Source organism: Shewanella sp. YLB-07 (genome assembly GCF_009377275.1).
The window spans coordinates 264,855-284,338 of the sequence record NZ_VOQB01000005.1; the positions used below are offsets into that span (position 1 = coordinate 264,855).

Genomic DNA, 19,484 nt, shown 5'->3' on the forward strand with positions numbered 1-19,484 from the left:
ATTAACCTCTCTCTCTGAAAATGAATACCTAAAGATAAAATTAAAATCCTCATTTACTCAGTAAGGCGAAAATATCTAAAAGTGCTACGCTTATTCTATGGATAAAGTGCCGCTAAAGAGTACAAAGGATATGTACCAACAATCCCCCTTAAACCTTATTCCCTTTCCGATTCTTGTTTGTAATAAACTGGGGGGGATTACGGGCACAAATCGATGTTTTAGGGATACTTTTAAGGCGCCATCAAATAACTTCAATCAAATGATGGCCCACACACTCTTTAGTTTTTTTGATATCGGCCTTACCTCCTGCCAGCCCCTTTTTTTAGAACACCTCAATTACAGAGATAGCTTTCTTTCTTATCTGGTGATTAATACCAAAAAATTCAGTGTTAGCGTTAATATTAGCCTCAATCCAGACAATCCTAGAGAATACTGGCTATTAGTTAGTCCATGCTGCGAGTCTCAACTACAAACCAGTTTAATAAAAAACAAATTACACAGATTAAATCACGCAATAAAGGGAGCTGATATAGGGACCTGGGAATATACTCCTGAAACGAATTCAAGTTACTTCTCATTGAAACTAAAAGAAATTATAGGAATAAAACCTGATACGCAACTTAGCTGGCAACAATTTAAGGCGCTGGTCATAAATAAAGACAAGGCTAACTTTGAACTCCTAACTAAACAAGAATGTAAACCCGGTACTCGTCTCAGCTTTGAATTTCGTATCTATAAAGCAGGTAAACCCTGCTGGTTCAAACTTAATAGCGAAGCATTCTTATCCGACGGAGAAAAGTTCACCATTACAGGCTCTTTAATTGATTGCACCGAAGAAAAAGAGAATATACTTGCATTAAGAGATGCTATCGAGTCTAAGAACTTAGCCCTAGAAGCTGGCAATATTGGCAACTGGCGGGCAGAGCTAGATGAAAATCAACAGTGGGCATGGGACTGGGACTTAAGAGCTAACGACATGTTTGCCCTACAACCTTCAGATATAGGCCATCTTCAAAAATGGGTTGATAGGCTGCACCCTGAAGATTCCGATGCAGTGCTAGAAGCAGTACAACACTCTTTAAAAACGGGAGAGAGCTTTAATAAACAATACCGCACCATATTACCCTCCGGCGAAATAAAACATATATTAGGAAAAGGCAAAGTGGGTCGGGATAAGGTGAATAGAATATCTCGTATTGATGGGATCTGCATCGATCAATCTCCCATATTCAAGGCTCAGGAAGAGTTACAAGAGATCAATGATGAACTCGAAGCCAGAGTCAACTTACGCACCTTAGAGCTACAACAGGCAAAAGAAAGAGCCGAACAAGCTAACCAAACTAAGAGTGAGTTTCTTTCCATGATGAGTCATGAACTCAGAACCCCCATGAATGCCGTCATAGGCTCCTTAGATCTTTTAACTCTCTCTAAGCAAAGCCCTGAGTCCACAGATTTAATTGAAACAGCAGCCACATCGGCCAATAGTTTAGTCACTATCTTAAATGACATTCTTGATATCACTAAAATTGAGTCTGGTAAGTTGCAACTCGAAGCGCGAGATTATTCAATCGCCGATACCATAGATAATGTCGTAAAAATATTTCAGCCAGTAGCAATCAAGAAAGGCGTTGTTCTTAATGTTGAAGAAGATCCATCTATTCCCCGATTTGTAGAAGGGGACGCACTTAGGGTTCGACAAGTGCTATTTAACTTACTCGGTAATGCCATAAAATTCACCTCGAGTCTCGATGGTAAAGGGGGGGTGGTCAATTTAAAAGCCGAAGTTGTTGAACACAATAATACGGTATACCAAATTGCCTTTACCATTACTGATAATGGTATAGGCATAGATAAAGAGACTCAAAAAAAGCTGTTTACGCCATTCACTCAAGCTCAGCGTTCTACCACCCGTAAATATGGAGGAACCGGGTTAGGTTTAGCCATTTGTGGAAAGTTGATTAACTTGATGAGCGGACAAATTGAACTGTCTAGTACACTTGGCGAAGGCTCATCTTTCAGAGTTCAACTTCCCTTCTGGCACTCTAAAAAAACAGATGAAAAATTTCAATTAGCAAGCTCTAAGATTGCACTCATTCAGCTTTGTGGTCACTTAGAGCAGCGCTCTGATAATATAAGAAAACACTTAATCGCTGAAAAAAGTCGAGTGGCTCACTACGATATTGCAGATATTAATTTAGCAATCGCTGATAATGATGCTGTACTATTACTATGCTGTAATTTAGATGCTTACCAACAAACCCTCCTCGATATATACCAAGACCATAGACTCGCTTCAAACTTGATCATAGGTGTGCTTTCTTCACAAATAAGTCAAACCAGAAGACTCATGCCACAAAGTTTATTGGTATCAATCGATCCTATGACTCGTAGCCAGTTAGTCGCATCAATTAAAAAAGTCATAGATCAAGAAATATGCTTATCACTCGATGAAATTAAAACCAATAACTTAATGACGAGCATCAAGCAATCCACCAATAAAAATAAATGTGCAGACATCTTAGTCGTGGAGGATAACCCTTTGAATCAAAAGCTTATAGCTAAACAACTAGCCACTTTAGGTTACCAGTGTGATCTGGCAAACGATGGACTGCATGGCATAGAAAAGTGGCGTTCCATCGACTACAAAATCATTCTTACCGATTGTCATATGCCTAACCTAGACGGCTACAACATGACAAAGAAAATCAGATTGATTGAGCTGCAAGAGCAAAGACAAGCCATTCCAATCGTCGCGATCACTGGAGCCGCCATGAGTGGGGATGCAGAGCATTGCTACTCTACTGGCATGAATGACTTCGTAAGTAAGCCAATGATATTAAAGGATTTAAAGGCTGTAATGAATAAATGGTACATAGCAAATAACCGAGAATGAAATAAACGATGAAGCTGAATGTTCTCTAAACAAGACTTTAAGCATTGAAAAATATAAGGAAGGTTAACGATGAACGAAGGGACTCGTCATATCTTAAATAGAAATATCATGATTGATCTCATTGGAGATGAACCTGATCTCATTAAACAATTTGAAATCGATTTTTTAAATCAAGCCAAAGTCTCATTACAAAAAATGGCCGATATGTATAACACGAATCAATTGCATGAAATTAAAGAAGAAGCCCACTTTCTTAAAACATCGGCAAAAGCCGTTGGTGCCGAACAAATATCCCATCTGCTACAGGCATTAGAAATATCGGGTTCAGAACACAATAAACCAGAATGCAGAGAACTGATTTTAAAAACTAAAGTGGCACTACAACAAATATATGGAGTGATAACCAATGACCAATAAAGCCAGGCTAGCCTGTCGGCAGCCTAAGGTGATCATGATTTATGAAAATGAAGATGACATTCTTGGGGCCGCGAGTATCATCGCCGATCAAGTTGATGAATATAGAACCGTTATGCTTAATAGCGAAATCGGCGACAAAATACAGATCATAAAGCCTTCGGTCATCTTGTTCGCTCTCGCCAACGTTCAGCGTAGCATTGAACTCTATACTAAGCTCATCAATGATCTGCATTTAAATTACCCTCACTACGGTATTCTCTTGTGTAAGAATCGAGAATCAGGAGCCGCATTCAGGTGTTGTATCAAGGGGTTGTTCGATAACTATTTTGTTTACCAGCCTTTGTACGAAAAGTTTCGACTAAAAATGATAGTCCATAATGGATTACGAATCAGTCAATCTGCAGAACAATATAAGGGATTTAATGAAGAACAGTTTGAGTCTATCGATGATGAGTTAACAGCATTGATCGATGCAGGTGGAGAGTGCAAACAATCACTACTCGACTCAATATCCAAATGTAAGCAGCAGATGAAAGAGAGTGAAGAGAGTCTCATCGAAGAGATTGAACGCGCAAAAACATCCTCCAAAGCACTCATAGATAAAATAAATAAAACTCATATTGAACCTCTACTTGCAGAACTGGAAAGTAACATAAAAGTAGGCTTAAATAGCATGCTTCAGCAGATACTTGCGAAGCAGCTCGGACTCAAAGAACTAGAAAATAGATCTTTTGAGATGGGCACTAAAAAGGCTCCAGATCCACAAGTCGTCTCAGAAGTGCTATCGACAGAAAACAGTGGCACCGATGAAGCCATAAATATAGTCAGTAACGCTAGTGTATCGAAGCGCATCTTAGTCGTGGAAGACAACCAAATCTACCGAGATATGTTGGTGAAAGTGTTAGCCAAAGAAGCATATCAAGTCGACGCAGTTGCCGATGGTTTGAGTGCGCTAAAAAAAATAAGAAGTAATCAGTACTCACTCATTCTAATGGATCTTTTTATGCCTAATTTAGATGGTATTAATACCACAAAGCAGATTAAGACCATCAATGGCGGAGAAGAAATCCCTGTTATTGCACTGACTGGAAACAAGAATAAAGAACTCATAAAAAAGTGGGCGGAGCAGGGATTGCAAGGCTATATTCTCAAACCTTCTTCTAAGCAAGAAATTTTGGAAGCCGTCAGTCGAACGGCAATCTAAACCTATAAACATAGGATATAGCCCATCGAGCCAATAATGTATGCTTCCGATGGGCTAAGTTCACTTATTTAAGCGTATGTATGGTTCCGATGGCCTAAGTTCACCTATTTAATCTTACATAAACTTCGCTGTTCTTCATTGCCCATAGCTAGCATTTGCGGTGATATTTGCTGAGCTGCAGAAAACTTACCTTTACTCGTCCAGTCAAACCAGTTGATATCGATTAACGCTTGCGCAGTAGGCCCACCTAAAGTGTTACCCGGGCCAAGCACGATAATCTTATCAGGGGCAAATTCTTTCACCGCCACCTGCACAGCCTTGGAAAAATCATAGGGCTTAGTGACCTGTTCCCCTAAGGTGTACTCCCTCAGCTTCGAACAATCTGCGCCATAGGGAGTCCAAATTCTGCCTTCTCCATCGATCAGGGGAATCTGGGGCTTAGAAAACAGAAACTCCCCCAAAGAAGCGAAGCCTTTCTCTGACACTTGCTCTAACAAGGGAGAATGGAAAGCACCATGATTGTATAAACGCATAGGATAGCGTTCATCCACCTGGGGCAGCATCTCCTCGGCTCGTTTCAGCCCGGCTTCATTTCCCGCAAGCACCCGATAGCCTCCCAGGTAGATAGAGGTAAAAAGTTCACATCCCTCTTCAGCACAGATGGTCTCGATTGTCCTGTCGATAAGGGAAGATATTTCACTGTCGCGTCTCCACTGAGCATCTACCTCGGGATAGATGAGTTGGCCACCAATGAGGCCATCTTGCATCATTGACCCCATGGTATTGATCACATCGATGGCGGCATCGGCATCCAGAGCACCTGCGCAGGCCATGGCAATATACCAGCCCATGGAGTTACCGGTTACCGCAACTACCTCAAAGCGCTCGGTATCGATATCCATAAAGTCACATACAGAGCAGGCATAAATAAGGGCAGAGGCATTTTCTCCAGGCGTATGTTGTTTAAAGGAGTATTTAGCCGCGCCATCAATTTTAGCTATCCCCGTCTGTTTTAGCTCCTCTCGGTATTGATCTATAGCTGCAATAAACGCCTGCTTATCGGAATGAAAACGTTGCAGATATCCCAGTTCATCCTTGTTATAGCAACCCCGGCCAGGGGCAACGACGACGACTCTCTCTCTTGGTTTATTAATCACTTGGTCGGCCTGATCGTTTGCTGCCACTTGCTTTTCCATATTGATAGTCATGTTACAAGGCCTCTTTAAGCAACTGATGATTAAGCTCTCTACCAATCAAGGCCAGAGCCGCCTCGACTATGGTATCTCTGCTAGGTAGGGGTAAAGTTGCCGCATCAGCCAGTGGGATAAAGCAATCTTCGGCAGTCAATCTGGCCAGTGGTGGGCATTCATTGCCGAGTGCTTCATGGAAACCTGAGATTAACGCCTCACTGATGGAACCCGTTTTTCTACATTCATCGACAATCAAAATGTGATGACACCCTTTGGCACTGTCGATAATAGCCTCAATATTCAGCGGCGCCAGCCAACGAATGTCGAGTACACGCACCTTAAGACCCGTTGCCGCTAACAACTTCTCCGCCTGACGACTCAGGTAGTAACCGTTGGCATAGCTGATGATACATAGGTCTCTCCCCTCACCATACTGAGCGATCTCACCTAACCCAAGTGGCTCAGTCTCTTGTTCCGGCAGATAGCGGCTGGACCAGAGGCCGTCATCTTTATTGTGCAGATCTTTGGTCATATACAGGGCGATAGGTTCGAGGAAGATCACCACCCTCTGCTCTTCTCGGGCTAAGCGAACGCACTCCCTCAGCATCTCGACCGCATCGTGGCCATTTGACGGACAGGCGATGATGAGTCCGGGGATATCCCTGAACACGGCGAAGGAGTTGTCGTTATGAAAATGCCCACCGAAGCCTTTCTGATAAGCCAGGCCCGCGATGCGGATCACCATAGGATTGGTAAATTGGCCATCGGAGAAGAAAGGCAAGGTCGCCGCCTCGCCTCTTATCTGATCTTCGGCATTGTGTACATAGGCCAAAAATTGGATCTCTGGGATTGGCAAGATACCGTTATGAGCCATGCCGATGGCGAGACCCAAGATAGAGGTTTCATCCAACAAGGTATTGATCACTCGATTAGGACTGAAGCGCTCAACCAGACGTGAAGTTACATGGTACACACCGCCTTTCTTACCCACATCCTCGCCGCACACCACAATATTGCTGTACCTGGCCATCAACTCTGTCAACGCCAAGTTGATCATCTTACCCATGTGCAATGGCTTAATTAGGGATTGTTTATCCGCCTTCAATAAGGTGCTTCTGCGCTCCAGGTCCAAGTAAGCTACAGGTTCTAGCCTACGTTTTGGCGGCACAATCGCCGCCATAGCCTGAGTCACGTCTCTGAGTTTTGGCTTTGTCACGACGATACGAGAAATGGCCTGAATACGCGCCTTGAGGCTGAGATAGAGAGAGACTATCTGCTCGCTATTCATCACTCCCGCTTCAATGAGTTGCTGAGCCGTGACCAATAAGGGATCTTGAGATTCATTATCGAAGATCTGCTGTTTCTTCATATAAGCTATCTCGGCATCACTGCCTGCATGGCCCATCAAGCGAACGGTGCGAACATGCAAAAATACAGGTTTTCGATGCATACGAGCAAAGTCAGCCGCCGCCTTACTGACCTTATAACAGTCGAGAATGTCCCTACCGTCACAAGAAAAATACTTAAGTCCAGGTCTCTGACTGAAGTTAGCCGAGATCCAGCCCTTGGGAGTCGGTGTGGATATGCCGATACCATTGTCTTCACAGATAAACACCAGGGGCATAGGCACTTGTTGGTACGCGGCCCAACAAGCCGAATTTATCGCACTCAGGGCACTGGCATGATTGGCCGAAGCATCGCCGAAGTTACACAAGACTACGCTGTCTGTAGGCATGTTCGATGCCAATGACAGTCGCTCTGTTAACGGAATGCTCAAGGCTGCTCCAACGGCTTTAGGAAGGTGAGAGGCAATGGTCGAAGTCTGCGGCGGGATATTAAGGCGTTTGCTGCCAAGCACCTTATGACGGCCACCCGAGGTCGGATCGTCACTGGATGCTGCAAATGACAGCAAGATATCGTATAACAAGGTCTCACCCGGGACCTGTCTACCCCGCTCCAGCATGAAGGCACAGCTGCGGTAATGCAGAAACGCCATATCTGTGGGTTTAAAAGCCAGTCCATAGGCGGCATTTCCCTCATGCCCTGAGCTGCCTATGGTATAGAACCCCTGATTGCGGCCCTTCATTTTCCTCGATTCGAGATCCAATAAGCGGCTCTTAAGCTGAGACTCGAACATGCCGATGAAATCACTGTCGGCTAAACCTAATTTGTGGTGGTCCCAACCTTCGCCGATATCGCTAAACTCCTGCTTTTGTACTCGCTCGAGGAAACGACGATCCAATACCTGGGCTCTATCTTCCATAATACTTACCTATGATGATACCAATTCCAATACTAGAGACAAAAAAGGAGCCTTAGGCTCCTTTTTTGCTACTTATCCAAATGCCTGAATGCCGGTCTGCGCTCGACCTAAGATAAGTGCATGTATGTCGTGAGTGCCCTCATAGGTATTCACCGCCTCCAGATTCATGACATGGCGTATGACATGAAACTCATCTGATATACCATTACCACCGTGCATATCCCGAGACATACGGGCGATATCTAACGCCTTGCCACAGGAATTGCGCTTTATCAGCGAGATAGCCTCTACAGGTAAGGCATCTTGATCCATCAGACGTCCCGCCTGTAAGCAGGTAAATAAGCCTAAGGTGATCTCGGTCTGCATATCCGCTAATTTCTTCTGGATCAACTGATTTGCCGCCAAAGGGCGGTTAAACTGGATCCTGTCCAAGGTGTATTGGCGTGCAGCATGCCAACAGAACTCAGCGGCGCCAAGTGCGCCCCAAGCGATACCGTAACGAGCCTTGTTCAGGCAACCGAAGGGGCCCTTCAACCCCTCGACATTGGGTAATAACGCAGACTCAGGTACCTCGACATTATCCATCACAATTTCGCCTGTGATGGAAGCTCTAAGGGAGAACTTGCCTTCAATCTTAGGCGCACTCAAGCCCTTCATGCCTTTTTCCAGGATGAAGCCACGGATTTTTCCTTCGAGCTTACCCCAGACAATAAACACATCGGCAATGGGTGAGTTAGTGATCCACATCTTGGCACCATTGAGGCGATAGCCGCCATCGATACGCTCGGCGCGAGTCTTCATTCCACCGGGATCTGAGCCAACATCGGGCTCAGTCAAACCGAAACAACCAATCCACTCCCCTTTAGCCAATTTAGGCAAGTACTTGAGCCTCTGCTCTTCACTACCGTAAGCATAGATGGGGTGCATGACTAAGGAGGACTGCACACTCATGGCTGAACGATAGCCACTGTCGACGCGCTCAATCTCACGAGCCACCAGGCCATAACTGACATAATTGACATTGGAACAGGCATATTTTTCAGGCAAGGTGGCTCCCAGTAAGCCGAGTTCGCCTAACTCATTCATGATCTCCCGATCGAAGTGCTCATTTCGGTTGGCCATCAACACCCTGGACATGAGTTTGTCCTGAGCATAATCGTGAACACTGTCGCGGATCATGCGCTCCTCTTCCGAGAGTAAGGCGTTAAACTGCAGGGGATCGGTCCAATCGAAATGCACTCTTGCCATGATATTGTCCTTTGATTTGTTACTGATTGTTGAAAATAGAGAATTAAGGGTATACAAAATAACCATTTCCTAATTTTCTTAGCATAGGCATAATTAGCCATTAGGAGAAATATTCTTTTTCTTTATCATCTATAGGCAATGCCTATACCTGACCTAGAGGTTAACTTGAATCTAAGATCGCTCAGATATTTTGTCGCTGTGGTAGAGAGAGGCAGCATTAGCGGTGCCGCCAAAGAGTGTTTTATCGCTCAGCCCTCCATCTCAGCCGCAATATCGCAATTGGAGACTCGGCTAGATACTCAACTATTCCATCGTCATGGAAAAGGTGTCAGTCCGACAGACTCGGGGCTTAGGCTTTATCCTCTGGCGCAGAAACTGCTCAATGAATCTCAGGCCATCGAATCTCTGTTCAAACAACCTCAAGAGCAGACTCCCTTTAGACTCGGATTGATTCGCTCCTTAGGAGTCCATAGGATGAGTGGGTTGCTGAAAGATTTTACCAACGCCTGTGCCGATATGGAGCTCACTCTGGTAGAAGCCAATGAAGATGCCGAAGCGAGGATCATTACCACCAGCGATCTGACCAGAAGGGAAGATTTTTATCCTATTTGGCATGATGACTATCTACTGGCCATTCCTTCCTCATTCAGTTTGAGTTTACAAACACAAATAAGCCTACAGGATTTAGATCAACAAGCCTTTATTCACCGAGCTCCCTGTGAGGCACTGTCGAGTCTGCAACAATTGATGGATCTGGAAGGTATACAAGTACAGGTAAGAGCGAGAATTCAGACCGTCGAATACGCGGTTGGCTTAGTCGCAGCTGGTCTGGGTATCGCCTTAGTGCCAGCTCTCCCCGCTTTGCTTGAACAGAGAAATATTACCTTTAGACCACTTCAGGATATTGAGCTTAAGAGAACTGTTGGGTTAGCCCTACCTAGAGATACCAGCTTAAATGAGCAACAAGTTCAATTACTCCAAGTATGCAAACAACCCAGGCATTAAGCGAGAAAGTGGCTAGAAACAATACAAAGAAAAAACATGGCAGCAACCCTAAGCCACCGTACAACTCACAATGAAAAACATAAGGCATACCTGAGAGAAACAATAGCACCCAGACTGTATCACTTTGCATCAAATGAAGTGAAAAAACCCCCTAAAACTACCACAGGTGATACTCTGTTACTCAATATGTTAATTCTGTGATGAGTATATAAACGAGCAAGATGAAAAACCTAACTATGCTCCTGCTAACCTGTATTTTCTTTCCTATTTCTGCATGGGCCGATACGGTCGACTCCTGCGGAAGCGAATATGAATGTATCGAAATAGGCAGATGGGATATAGGCCTGGCACTCGGTTATGGCTCACGCAGTAATCCTCTTAAAGATTATGACGATATACCTATCTACTTAGTGCCGACCTTCGCTTATTACGGCGATTCTTGGTATTTCGACAATGGTAATATTGGCTATACATTAGTCGAAGATGAAAAATACACCATAAATCTAACCACCAGTTTCAGTGCAGACAGCGCCTTTTTCCATCGCTGGGATCCCGCTAACATATTTCTTACAGGGAGCAATAAATTCGAGCCAAGTGCTTTTTCTACCAAGACTCAAGTAACAGTTATGGGAGAAGAGCAAAGCGTCCCCACTGCCGATGAACTCGAGACTCGCCATTTTACCTATCTTGGTGGGGTTGAAGCCTATATATACACTCGCATAGGGATACTCAACCTGTCCCTGGCCCACGATCTGCTCAATGTTCACCAAGGCACAGAAGCCAAATTAAAGTGGCTTTACAACCTTTCGATAGATGAGTGGAAATTTGAATTGGCTCTAGTACTCGATTGGAAAAGTGAAGATGTCGTTGACTACTATTACGGTATCAGGCCCTCTGAAAGTGCTCACTGGAGTGAACATTACAAGGCGAAATCGGCCATCAATACAGGCATAGAATTGACCAGCCATTATGTATTAACGAAACATTGGGAGCTGCTTTTTCTGGCAAGGTACACTCAAATCGCCGATGAAATTGTTGCGAGTCCCCTGCTGAATGAAGATTATACCAGTACCTTTTTTGTCGGCACTGCCTATAGGTTTTAATACACGTGTTGAATCAGGTATTAGTGTCATTATTTAGATTGTTACCCATTGGAATTTTTACTCTCTCACTGCTGAGTGGCTCTGTCGTTGCCGCAGATGAGGATGAAGAACTAGGTTCCATACTCAAACTTTCCCCTGAGTTTTGCATCACATCTGCAGATGAAAATGTATGCGAGCTTACCTTAGTGCTAGAGTGGGAAAATGAATTTTTTAGACCCATCTGTATCTTGTCTGACTACAAAGAGATGGCAAAGTGGTGTGCCGAGTCAGCGGAAACTCATTCATTAACATTAACCATCAGTGCAACTGACGATATTCAATTTGTGATGATTGATAAAGAAACACACCAAACACTAGCTGGAGTCAAACTCAAAGTCACACCGGCCGCAGAGCCAAAAGTGCGACGACGCTACCGCAACCCATGGAGTTTATTCTAATGACCGACCCCCAATCTACCCATAGAGTATTACTGGTAGAGGATGATATTCGTCTTGCCAATTTGATTGTGGATTATTTAAAGTCGCATGGAATGCATGTTGAAGTCGAACGCCGAGGAGATACTGTATTAACTCGGTTGATCAACTATAAGCCCGATATCATCTTGCTAGATATCATGCTGCCAGGAATGGACGGCCTAACCCTGTGTGAGAAACTACCCGATTACTTTGCCGGTCCTATCTTACTGATGAGCGCACTTGGCTCTAATGAAGATCAGATCAAAGGCTTAGAGCTTGGCGCCGATGATTACGTGGTTAAACCTGTGGATCCGGCTCTGCTTATCGCTAGGATTAACAATCTACTACGTCGTACCGCTAAGCCACCAAAAGTGGAGTCTCACTGTTTAAGTTTTGGTAAACTCAGCATAGATCCTCATACGCAAGCGATTCGCTTGGGCGATATTGAGGTCGACTTGACTAGCCATGAATTCGAACTTTTATGGCTACTGGCCTCTCAAGCCGGGCAAGTATTGAGCCGCCAATATATCTATCAATACCTACTCAATATCGATTTCGATGGTAAAGACAGAAAAATTGACGTGCGTATCTCTCGCTTGAGAAAGAAATTAGGGGATAATATTGAAACACCATTCAGGATCAAGACAGTTTGGGGCCAAGGTTATCTGTTTGCACCAGAAGCTTGGACTAGCTAAGTCTCGACTAGCCGACAGTTAATTTTACGGAACTAAAAGTTGAAGCGACTTTTTATCAGCCTCTACCTATTGGTAAGCCTTAGCTTCTTAGGGATAGGCTGGACACTCGACAGTATTTGGCAGAACAGTGTCGAAGACAGTGGTGCAATGGATGCACCACTGGTTGCATTTGCTCAGCTGCTGGCAAAAATTCCACAGCAAGACCGCGAAAGATATCTGGAACAACTCGATCACAACTCCGAATATCCACTCAAATTAGTCGATGCCAGTCAGATCGCTCTATCGCCAGAGAGCGAGTTAACTTCTGAGCACTTACTCATCACATCCCAAGGTGATCATCACGAACTCCACTTCATTAAAGTCGGCCAACAGGTATTGATCGCTGGCCCCATTGAGATCGATCCCAGAGCTCGCCTAAGAGGCTTGTTTACGCTATTTTTCTATCTATCTTTAGCCTTTGTCGCCTTGATATGGGTCTGGCCCCTGTCGAGAGATCTCAAGACCCTAAAGAGTGCGACTCGTGAATTTGGCCAAGCTAAATGGGATACTCAAATAGAACTTTCGCCTCGCTCTCAGGTATTGCCTCTAGCGATCACGTTTAACGAAATGTCACAACAGATCAGCACACTGATCGAAAATCAAAAGCACTTATCCAATGCCGTCTCCCATGAGATCCGTACGCCTCTGGCCAGACTTAAATTTGCTTTAGCGCTAATGCCACAATATTGCCAACCCAACTCAGATCCAGCACGCAGAGAAGAATTTCTCGATGAAATGCAGCAAGATGTCAAAGAGATGGAGAACTTACTTGAAGAGCTATTAACCTATGCAAGCCTAGAGCCTCAAGGTCGCAATGTTCAATTTGAACATTGCGACCTTGAGGCTCTAACCGAGCACACTGTCGAAAAACTGTCTTCAAGCGTCAGTGCGCCAATCACATTAAAAAAATCTGATAAGCCTGCCTTCATCATGGGTGATCCCCTTTTGGTAGAGAGAGCCATACAAAACTTAATCACCAACGCACAACGATTTGGCCGTCAATCAATTAAGGTCGAAATTGAGCAGAGTGAACGACAAGTGTCTCTATCAATCACAGACGATGGTCAAGGGATCCCAATTGAAGATCAAGGTAAGATATTTGAACCTTTCTACCGCAGCCAATCGGTTCAGAATGGTAATAAAGGCCACGGCTTAGGATTAGCGATAATCAAACGTATCATGGACAGACATGAGGGTAAGGTGACACTCGAAAGCACTGCAGGACACACCTGTTTTACCTTGTACTGGCCAGAAATTAAGTCAACAAGAACAGCTAAATAGAGAATGCGACTCAATCTAATGAAAAATCATCGAGAGCTAAGTTAAGTTCAGCGTCTTCATGAGTCCCAAAGTCTAAAACGGGATTAATTTGAGCCTGCTCTTGAGTGAGATGAGCTTTTCTAGCTTTGAGAATAACAAGCTTTCTACGGCGTATTCTCTGTTTACACAGACGGATCACATCAGTTTTCTTGGTATTAGAAAACTCAAGCCAATTAAAGCGCTCATCTCTGCTACGTAAACAGCCTTTGCAGTAGCCTCTGGCATCGGTTTGACACACACCGATACATGGGCTGGAGATCTCAAAAAACTCTAGTTGTTCCATCATTACACTTATCGGCGGATCACCTGTTTAAAAGAGTATTAGTTTAAACATAACTTATTTACCCTAAACTGGCTAATTTTCACACTAGCCAAGATTAAGCTTGAATAAAATACCTTGCTTATAGAGCCGGTTAGTCTCAAATTGGAAGAAATGTTTTTAGGAGCAACAAAATGAAGATCCCAGCCCTCATCCCCCTGCTCATTTCATGCTTAATGCTTAGTGCCTGTACCAGCAAGCCTAAGAGTGACTATGATACCGAATATGATTTTAGCCAGCTCAACAGCTTCGAAACCGTCTCTCCCTCCCAAAATGATGACCCACTAAGCTCATCGCGCATCGAGGACTCGATCGCTGCAGCACTAAGCAACCAAGGGTTTGTGATGGTTCAACAGCAAGCTGACTTTAACGTCACTTACTCCTTCAAAGTAGAAGATAAGCCAAAGAAGTCCGGTCTATCCATAGGCTTAGGAACAGGCACTTGGGGCAGTGGTGGTGGCGTGAGTGTCGGAACCAGTGTGGGCGTCCCTATTGGCAGTGATACAGCTCAAATCCAGACCATACAGATAGATATAATCAACCCGAAAACCAACAAATTGATCTGGCGCGGCACAGATAAATTTAACATCGATGCAGGCGGTGAGAAGAAAATCGAAGAAACTAAGAAAACCGTCGCCAAAATCTTATCTCAATTCCCACCTCACACAAAATGACCCGTGGCGAGCATGACTCGAATACAGGTATTTGAGCTAACTCGCCTGAACCGGATAACTGTTTTTATCCGGAGATAAAATCAGCAAGTAACTAATGAGCATTCGCAGGTTCTGCTTGTCGGTATCCAGCACAGACAACTTTAAGTGAGCTTCCTTAAAACCGGAGGGATACCCATATCCAGGTACGACACCTATCCTAGTTCAAGAAATAATCATGCCCTTATTCAAAGTAGAAGTGTACTACCTGTGAGCATTCACGGTTCGGCCCGAAGCCCAATCTCTTAATGCCTGCAGCTTCTCACGCATTACCACAGACAATGGCCGGGTCTTCATTAACTCCTGGATCAAGAGTGCCTGATCGACCTCTCTCTCGGTCGCTTTGCCACTATAGATTGCCGAAATAACGGCCTGTTCGATCTCTGCACCGGAAAAACCTAGGCTCGTTTTAGATAACTGAGCCAGATCTAAACGGCTAACATCCAATCCACGGCGCTTAGCATGGATAAGAAAGATGGCCTGACGTACTTCATCATCGGGTAGGTCGACGAAGAAGATCTCATCCATACGCCCCTTGCGCATCAACTCGGGAGGCAATGCCGAAATATCATTAGCGGTTGCCACCAGGAAGACATCAGACTTTCTCTCCGCCATCCAGGTCAAGATAGTACCCAATATCCGTTTTGAGGTGCCATCGTCGCTACTGCCACTGCTCAACCCTTTCTCAATCTCATCTATCCACAGCACACAGGGAGACATCAAATCCGCAAGCTCCAAGGCATTACGCAGGTTCTTTTCCGTTTCACCTATGTACTTGTTATAAAGGGCCGACATATCCATCCTAAGCAAGGGCCTTTGCCACATTCCTGCCACAGCCTTTGCCGCCAGGCTCTTGCCACTTCCCTGTACGCCGAGTAATAGAATACCCTTAGGTTGATCCTCTAAGGAGCGGGTTTGAGCCGATGGTATCCGCTGCTTGAGCCAGTTCTTAAGATTATGCAAGCCAGCAACCTGAGAGAAATCACTGGTGTCATATTCAAACTGCAGCACACCTTCCATATCGAGTAATTTGAACTTGCCACGATTCACCATATCCACATCCGAATGAGTAATCGCACCGTCATCGACTATGGCCTTATGGGCCAATCGCTTTGCATCATCGAAGGTGAGGCCGCGCAGATTACTCGCCAGCAGCTCAACCGCCGAATCATCGACCGTTAGCATCATGCCTTCACTTTTTACCTGTTCCACCTGTTCATAGATCAGGTTTTGTAATTGCTCAGTGTTAGGCAATGAGAGCCTGAAATGTGCGCAATACCTTTGGATCTCAGGTGGGATCTCGAAAGCATGACTGACTAAGACGATAGTATGCTTAAGTGATTCATACTCGAGTGCTATCTCCTTGAGTAAACGCACATTTTTTGGCGCGTTATCGACGAAGGGGTGGAAATCACACAAGACGTAGATGCCTTGCTGTGGCGTGGATTTTATCTGACCTAAAATATCGGCAGGCTCGCTGTTGAATTTCTGTGTCCCCATGGCGCGATCGACTCGGGTCAAACCTTGAGTAATGCTCCAGGTAAACAATGGCTGATAGAGGACTGCCGATACCCTTTTAAGCAGCTCGATGACCCGATATTCCTCATAGGTTTCGATGATCACTATCGGAGTATTAGATCTCAATACCCCAGTAAGATCCCTGATATCTTGCATCCTAACTCCTTCTAACTAAAACATTATTTATCTACAAAAAGCAGTGAATAAAAAAGGGACACTCGGTCCCTTTAATCATCCACTTTAGCTCACATTAAATTTTTTGGTTTAATGGAACACATAGTTCAGCCATCCCTGCATTCTCAATAACACCTTACGCATAATAGCCACATGGGAGAAGTGATCAGTATAGATAGCCGCTTGTCCCGAAACACCTGCGGGGAATCTATCTCTTATCTCATGATCATCAAGCTCTATCAAGACGATAACACGGCCACGCTGCATCAGGTGACGCGAAGAGATGAGTGCGCCGGATGATTGAATCTCACCTTCTGCCATTGCGGGTAAGATCTTAGCAACCTTGCCCTTAAATACCTGCCCGGGAGCACCATCTAAAATCACCTCGGCCTCATCCCCTTCTTTCAGTCTCAAGAGTGAATTTTGCCAAAAAGCACCAGCAAACATTTTCTGCTCATCGGGAATAAAGCTTATCAAGGGGCGTAGCGGCATGGGCACGGCAACAATACCGGGGCGTAAAGCCATCTGAGTCACTATGCCATCGGTTGGCGCCCTGACGACGGTCATATCGAGATCGAACTGAGCTTTCTCCAACTCACCCTGAATACCTGCAACCTTAGTATTGACCCCATCTATATTAGATTCGAAGGCGAGGCGCACTCTCAGTTCATCGGCTCTGACTGCCGTTAGCTGAGCTTCAGAAGAGAGATAGAGCTGACGCTTATTATCCAGCTCAAGTTCGGTAAATGGCGAGTTTACACCGCCCCGCTTCTTCCCTTTGGCATAACGATCGTAGGCCGACTTAGTCCTATCTTTATCGGCAACGGCGCGTGTAACGCTGGCCGTTGCCGCTTTCCAGGCAGCCTCTAGTTGCGGCACTTCCTGCTCAGCGGCAAGTAATGCGGCACGTTTCTGCTTAACGATAGCGGCAAAAGGAGTCGGATCGAGTCTAAATAACACCTCGCCCTTCTTTATCGGAGTATTGGGTTTTACTTCAACACTGATGACGACACCTTTAACCGCCGGGTTAATTGGGGTTGTGACGAAGTATTCTTTCGCAAAAGGTGTGTAAGGATGGTTATAGTTCATCAAGAGCACGAGCGCACCAACGATGAAGACACCACCAAGAATAGCCGTTGGCACAGTCCACTTATTGAGTGGGATTTTAAAAATCTTAAATATCGCGATACAGATAGCGGTATAGGTAAGAATAAGTAACAGATCCATCTTATGCCTCCTTGCCATTCGTTGAAGCCGCTACAACAGCTTGTTCATTAGGCTTAGTTGAGCCTTGTTCTATGGACAGAAGTCGAATCTCTAATTGAGCAACTGTCTTATTAAGCTGTTTCACTTCATCTTCCAATGCCAGCTCTCGCTGCACCACATTGTTAAAGCCCCAGCCTCTGTCTTCTCGATACAAGGTTGCCCAAATCCATAAGAATGGCCAAATTGCATGCAAGGTAAACAAGCTCACCCAGCCGGCGATATGCAACGCATCTTGTTGCGGATGGTTACGCTCTTTGGCAATCTCGTAGGGAATATCATGAATGACTATGATTCCGTAGAATATGAATATAGCGACGAAGAAAATCACGCCCAATGCAAAGTAATCTAGAAACACGACTCTCTCCTTATACCTAAATATTATCCAGTATCCTCAACATTTAGGTCGTCATTATCATTAGTTAATACACGGTTGCGCAGAAAAAACATTCTCTCAACATTTTGTTATCAATACCAGCAATTTTGAACTCGAACACAGCAATGCAGATAATACCAAATGAGAAATATGAGTAAGAAGTAACAAGTGAGGAGATAAATTAGGCAATGAATAAATACTGATTCACAGCCTAAGAGAAGTGATATTTAATGAGGTGGGCATTATAAGAAAGGTAGGCCCTCGTTTTAGCGACAAAATATTAGGAATGGTATTAATTGACCTGATTGTCAAACTTTCCATCAGGCTTACTGGCTTCGGATAGGAAACACTCCAGGTTTCGACTCGCGATATTGAGTAAGTTTTGTCTGGCCTCCAGCGTCGCCCATGAGTTATGGGGGCTGATGCTGATATTCTTAGCGCTGAGCAGTGGATTCGTTTTCTCGGGTGGCTCGGTCGATAGCACATCGATGCCGGCAGCCGCTATTTCGCCATCGGCCAAGGCTTGCTTTAAAGCAGCCTCATCGATTAACCCACCTCTAGCGGTATTGATTAATATAGCGCTAGAGCGCATCTGCTTAAGGCTTCTGCTGTTAATGACCTTATCGCTAGCCTCGGTTAACGGGCAGTGTAGTGAGAGGATATCGACCTTGGAGATCAGCGGCTCCAATCCACTCCACTCTATGCCGGCAGGAAGAGCAGTTAGCTGGCTGCGGGTGTTAACCATGACCTTCATGCCAAACGCCAGGGCGATATTGGCAACCCGCTGACCTATGGCGCCATAACCCATCAAGCCGATAGTCTTGCCTTTTAGAGACTGTAATGGAGACAGGGTGAAACAAAAATCATCACAATCTGACCAGACACCATTAACTACCGCCTCATGATGAAGAGCAATTCTCTGGGTATGATGCAAAATATGGGCGAACACCATCTGAGCGACCGCATCCGGGCCATAAGCGGGTACGTTAGTGACCACTACGCCTTGATTTTTTGCAGCATGTAGATCGACAACATTGGTCCCAGTTGCCAGAACGCCTATGTACCTCAGTTTAGGTAATAGAGTCAGCGTATTCTTATCGATTATGGTCTTGTTGGTGAATAAGACCTCTGCATCCTTTGCCCGGGAAAATATTTGCTCGGGCTCGGTTCTGTCATAGCAGGTCAAGTCACCGAATTGCTCGATCGCTTGCCAGCTTAGATCACCAGGATTTAAGGTATAGGCATCCAGTACAACTATCTTCATCATCACTCCCTCACTCTATTCTTGACAC

At 44.8% G+C, this 19,484-nt stretch carries 17 protein-coding genes; 9 read left to right on the top strand and 8 right to left on the bottom strand.

The window, feature by feature from the left end:
* The first annotated feature begins 577 nt into the window (after window positions 1-577).
* From FS373_RS13130 to FS373_RS13140, 3 genes are all read left to right on the top strand, one after another.
* Entirely contained in the window at window positions 578-2,893 is a 2,316-nt protein-coding gene (locus tag FS373_RS13130; protein ID WP_227992746.1) for a PAS domain-containing hybrid sensor histidine kinase/response regulator, read from the top strand.
* 69 nt (window positions 2,894-2,962) lie between these two features.
* Window positions 2,963-3,310 carry an Hpt domain-containing protein gene (locus tag FS373_RS13135; RefSeq protein WP_144047901.1) on the top strand — a complete coding sequence of 116 codons (348 nt, stop codon included), beginning with the start codon at window positions 2,963-2,965 and terminating at the stop codon, window positions 3,308-3,310.
* Window positions 3,300-4,514, top strand: a complete 1,215-nt coding sequence (locus tag FS373_RS13140; RefSeq protein WP_144047902.1) for a response regulator — start codon at window positions 3,300-3,302, stop codon at window positions 4,512-4,514. The genes FS373_RS13135 and FS373_RS13140 overlap by 11 nt, the downstream gene beginning before the upstream one ends.
* A 104-nt stretch (window positions 4,515-4,618) precedes the next feature.
* Here the strand turns inward: FS373_RS13140 and FS373_RS13145 are convergent, their stop codons facing one another.
* The 3 genes from FS373_RS13145 to FS373_RS13155 form a co-directional block, all read right to left on the bottom strand.
* Window positions 4,619-5,722 carry an ACP S-malonyltransferase gene (locus FS373_RS13145; RefSeq protein ID WP_152829609.1) on the bottom strand — a complete coding sequence of 368 codons (1,104 nt, stop codon included), beginning with the start codon at window positions 5,720-5,722 and terminating at the stop codon, window positions 4,619-4,621.
* Between the two features lies 1 nt (window position 5,723).
* Window positions 5,724-7,967 carry a dehydrogenase E1 component subunit alpha/beta gene (locus FS373_RS13150; protein ID WP_144047904.1) on the bottom strand — a complete coding sequence of 748 codons (2,244 nt, stop codon included), beginning with the start codon at window positions 7,965-7,967 and terminating at the stop codon, window positions 5,724-5,726.
* 72 nt (window positions 7,968-8,039) lie between these two features.
* Window positions 8,040-9,215, bottom strand: a complete 1,176-nt coding sequence (locus tag FS373_RS13155; protein WP_152829610.1) for an acyl-CoA dehydrogenase — start codon at window positions 9,213-9,215, stop codon at window positions 8,040-8,042.
* Between the two features lie 165 nt (window positions 9,216-9,380).
* On the opposite strand from FS373_RS13155, the gene FS373_RS13160 reads away from it, so the two are divergent.
* From FS373_RS13160 to FS373_RS13180, 5 genes are all read left to right on the top strand, one after another.
* On the top strand, window positions 9,381-10,220 hold the full coding sequence (locus tag FS373_RS13160; protein ID WP_144047906.1) for a LysR family transcriptional regulator: 840 nt from the start codon (window positions 9,381-9,383) through the stop codon (window positions 10,218-10,220).
* Between the two features lie 221 nt (window positions 10,221-10,441).
* Entirely contained in the window at window positions 10,442-11,323 is an 882-nt protein-coding gene (locus FS373_RS13165) for a MipA/OmpV family protein (RefSeq protein WP_144047907.1), read from the top strand.
* Between the two features lie 5 nt (window positions 11,324-11,328).
* Window positions 11,329-11,760: a DUF3019 domain-containing protein gene (locus FS373_RS13170; RefSeq protein ID WP_144047908.1), complete on the top strand. Its 432-nt coding sequence runs from the start codon at window positions 11,329-11,331 to the stop codon at window positions 11,758-11,760.
* Complete coding sequence (locus tag FS373_RS13175; protein ID WP_077754570.1) at window positions 11,760-12,473, top strand: response regulator; 714 nt, start codon at window positions 11,760-11,762, stop codon at window positions 12,471-12,473. The genes FS373_RS13170 and FS373_RS13175 overlap by 1 nt, the downstream gene beginning before the upstream one ends.
* A gap of 39 nt (window positions 12,474-12,512) precedes the next feature.
* Entirely contained in the window at window positions 12,513-13,793 is a 1,281-nt protein-coding gene (locus FS373_RS13180; RefSeq protein WP_152829611.1) for an ATP-binding protein, read from the top strand.
* 10 nt (window positions 13,794-13,803) lie between these two features.
* Here the strand turns inward: FS373_RS13180 and FS373_RS13185 are convergent, their stop codons facing one another.
* Window positions 13,804-14,115: a DUF1289 domain-containing protein gene (locus tag FS373_RS13185; RefSeq protein ID WP_144049092.1), complete on the bottom strand. Its 312-nt coding sequence runs from the start codon at window positions 14,113-14,115 to the stop codon at window positions 13,804-13,806.
* Window positions 14,116-14,285: 170 nt separating this feature from the next.
* Between FS373_RS13185 and FS373_RS13190 the strand changes: the two genes are divergently transcribed.
* Window positions 14,286-14,825, top strand: a complete 540-nt coding sequence (locus FS373_RS13190) for a DUF4136 domain-containing protein (protein ID WP_152829612.1) — start codon at window positions 14,286-14,288, stop codon at window positions 14,823-14,825.
* A gap of 240 nt (window positions 14,826-15,065) precedes the next feature.
* Here the strand turns inward: FS373_RS13190 and FS373_RS13195 are convergent, their stop codons facing one another.
* The 4 genes from FS373_RS13195 to FS373_RS13210 all read right to left on the bottom strand — a co-directional run bounded on the left by FS373_RS13195 (window position 15,066) and on the right by FS373_RS13210 (window position 19,456).
* Entirely contained in the window at window positions 15,066-16,535 is a 1,470-nt protein-coding gene (locus FS373_RS13195; RefSeq protein WP_144047911.1) for an AAA family ATPase, read from the bottom strand.
* Window positions 16,536-16,643: 108 nt separating this feature from the next.
* Complete coding sequence (locus tag FS373_RS13200) at window positions 16,644-17,780, bottom strand: HlyD family secretion protein (protein WP_144047912.1); 1,137 nt, start codon at window positions 17,778-17,780, stop codon at window positions 16,644-16,646.
* A gap of 1 nt (window position 17,781) precedes the next feature.
* Entirely contained in the window at window positions 17,782-18,174 is a 393-nt protein-coding gene (locus FS373_RS13205) for a DUF3302 domain-containing protein (RefSeq protein ID WP_144047913.1), read from the bottom strand.
* 310 nt (window positions 18,175-18,484) lie between these two features.
* Complete coding sequence (locus FS373_RS13210) at window positions 18,485-19,456, bottom strand: D-2-hydroxyacid dehydrogenase (protein ID WP_144049093.1); 972 nt, start codon at window positions 19,454-19,456, stop codon at window positions 18,485-18,487.
* Between the last annotated feature and the right edge of the window lie 28 nt (window positions 19,457-19,484).

What these genes read in the sequence shown, in the direction of transcription:
- FS373_RS13135 (WP_144047901.1), top strand. Translation starts at nt 2,963, where the DNA reads ATGAACGAAGGGACTCGTCATATCTTAAATAGAAATATCATGATTGAT.
- FS373_RS13140 (WP_144047902.1), top strand. Translation starts at nt 3,300, where the DNA reads ATGACCAATAAAGCCAGGCTAGCCTGTCGGCAGCCTAAGGTGATCATG.
- FS373_RS13145 (WP_152829609.1), bottom strand. Translation starts at nt 5,722, where the DNA reads ATGACTATCAATATGGAAAAGCAAGTGGCAGCAAACGATCAGGCCGAC.
- FS373_RS13150 (WP_144047904.1), bottom strand. Translation starts at nt 7,967, where the DNA reads ATGGAAGATAGAGCCCAGGTATTGGATCGTCGTTTCCTCGAGCGAGTA.
- FS373_RS13155 (WP_152829610.1), bottom strand. Translation starts at nt 9,215, where the DNA reads ATGGCAAGAGTGCATTTCGATTGGACCGATCCCCTGCAGTTTAACGCC.
- FS373_RS13165 (WP_144047907.1), top strand. Translation starts at nt 10,442, where the DNA reads ATGAAAAACCTAACTATGCTCCTGCTAACCTGTATTTTCTTTCCTATT.
- FS373_RS13175 (WP_077754570.1), top strand. Translation starts at nt 11,760, where the DNA reads ATGACCGACCCCCAATCTACCCATAGAGTATTACTGGTAGAGGATGAT.
- FS373_RS13185 (WP_144049092.1), bottom strand. Translation starts at nt 14,115, where the DNA reads ATGGAACAACTAGAGTTTTTTGAGATCTCCAGCCCATGTATCGGTGTG.
- FS373_RS13190 (WP_152829612.1), top strand. Translation starts at nt 14,286, where the DNA reads ATGAAGATCCCAGCCCTCATCCCCCTGCTCATTTCATGCTTAATGCTT.
- FS373_RS13195 (WP_144047911.1), bottom strand. Translation starts at nt 16,535, where the DNA reads ATGCAAGATATCAGGGATCTTACTGGGGTATTGAGATCTAATACTCCG.
- FS373_RS13200 (WP_144047912.1), bottom strand. Translation starts at nt 17,780, where the DNA reads ATGGATCTGTTACTTATTCTTACCTATACCGCTATCTGTATCGCGATA.
- FS373_RS13210 (WP_144049093.1), bottom strand. Translation starts at nt 19,456, where the DNA reads ATGAAGATAGTTGTACTGGATGCCTATACCTTAAATCCTGGTGATCTA.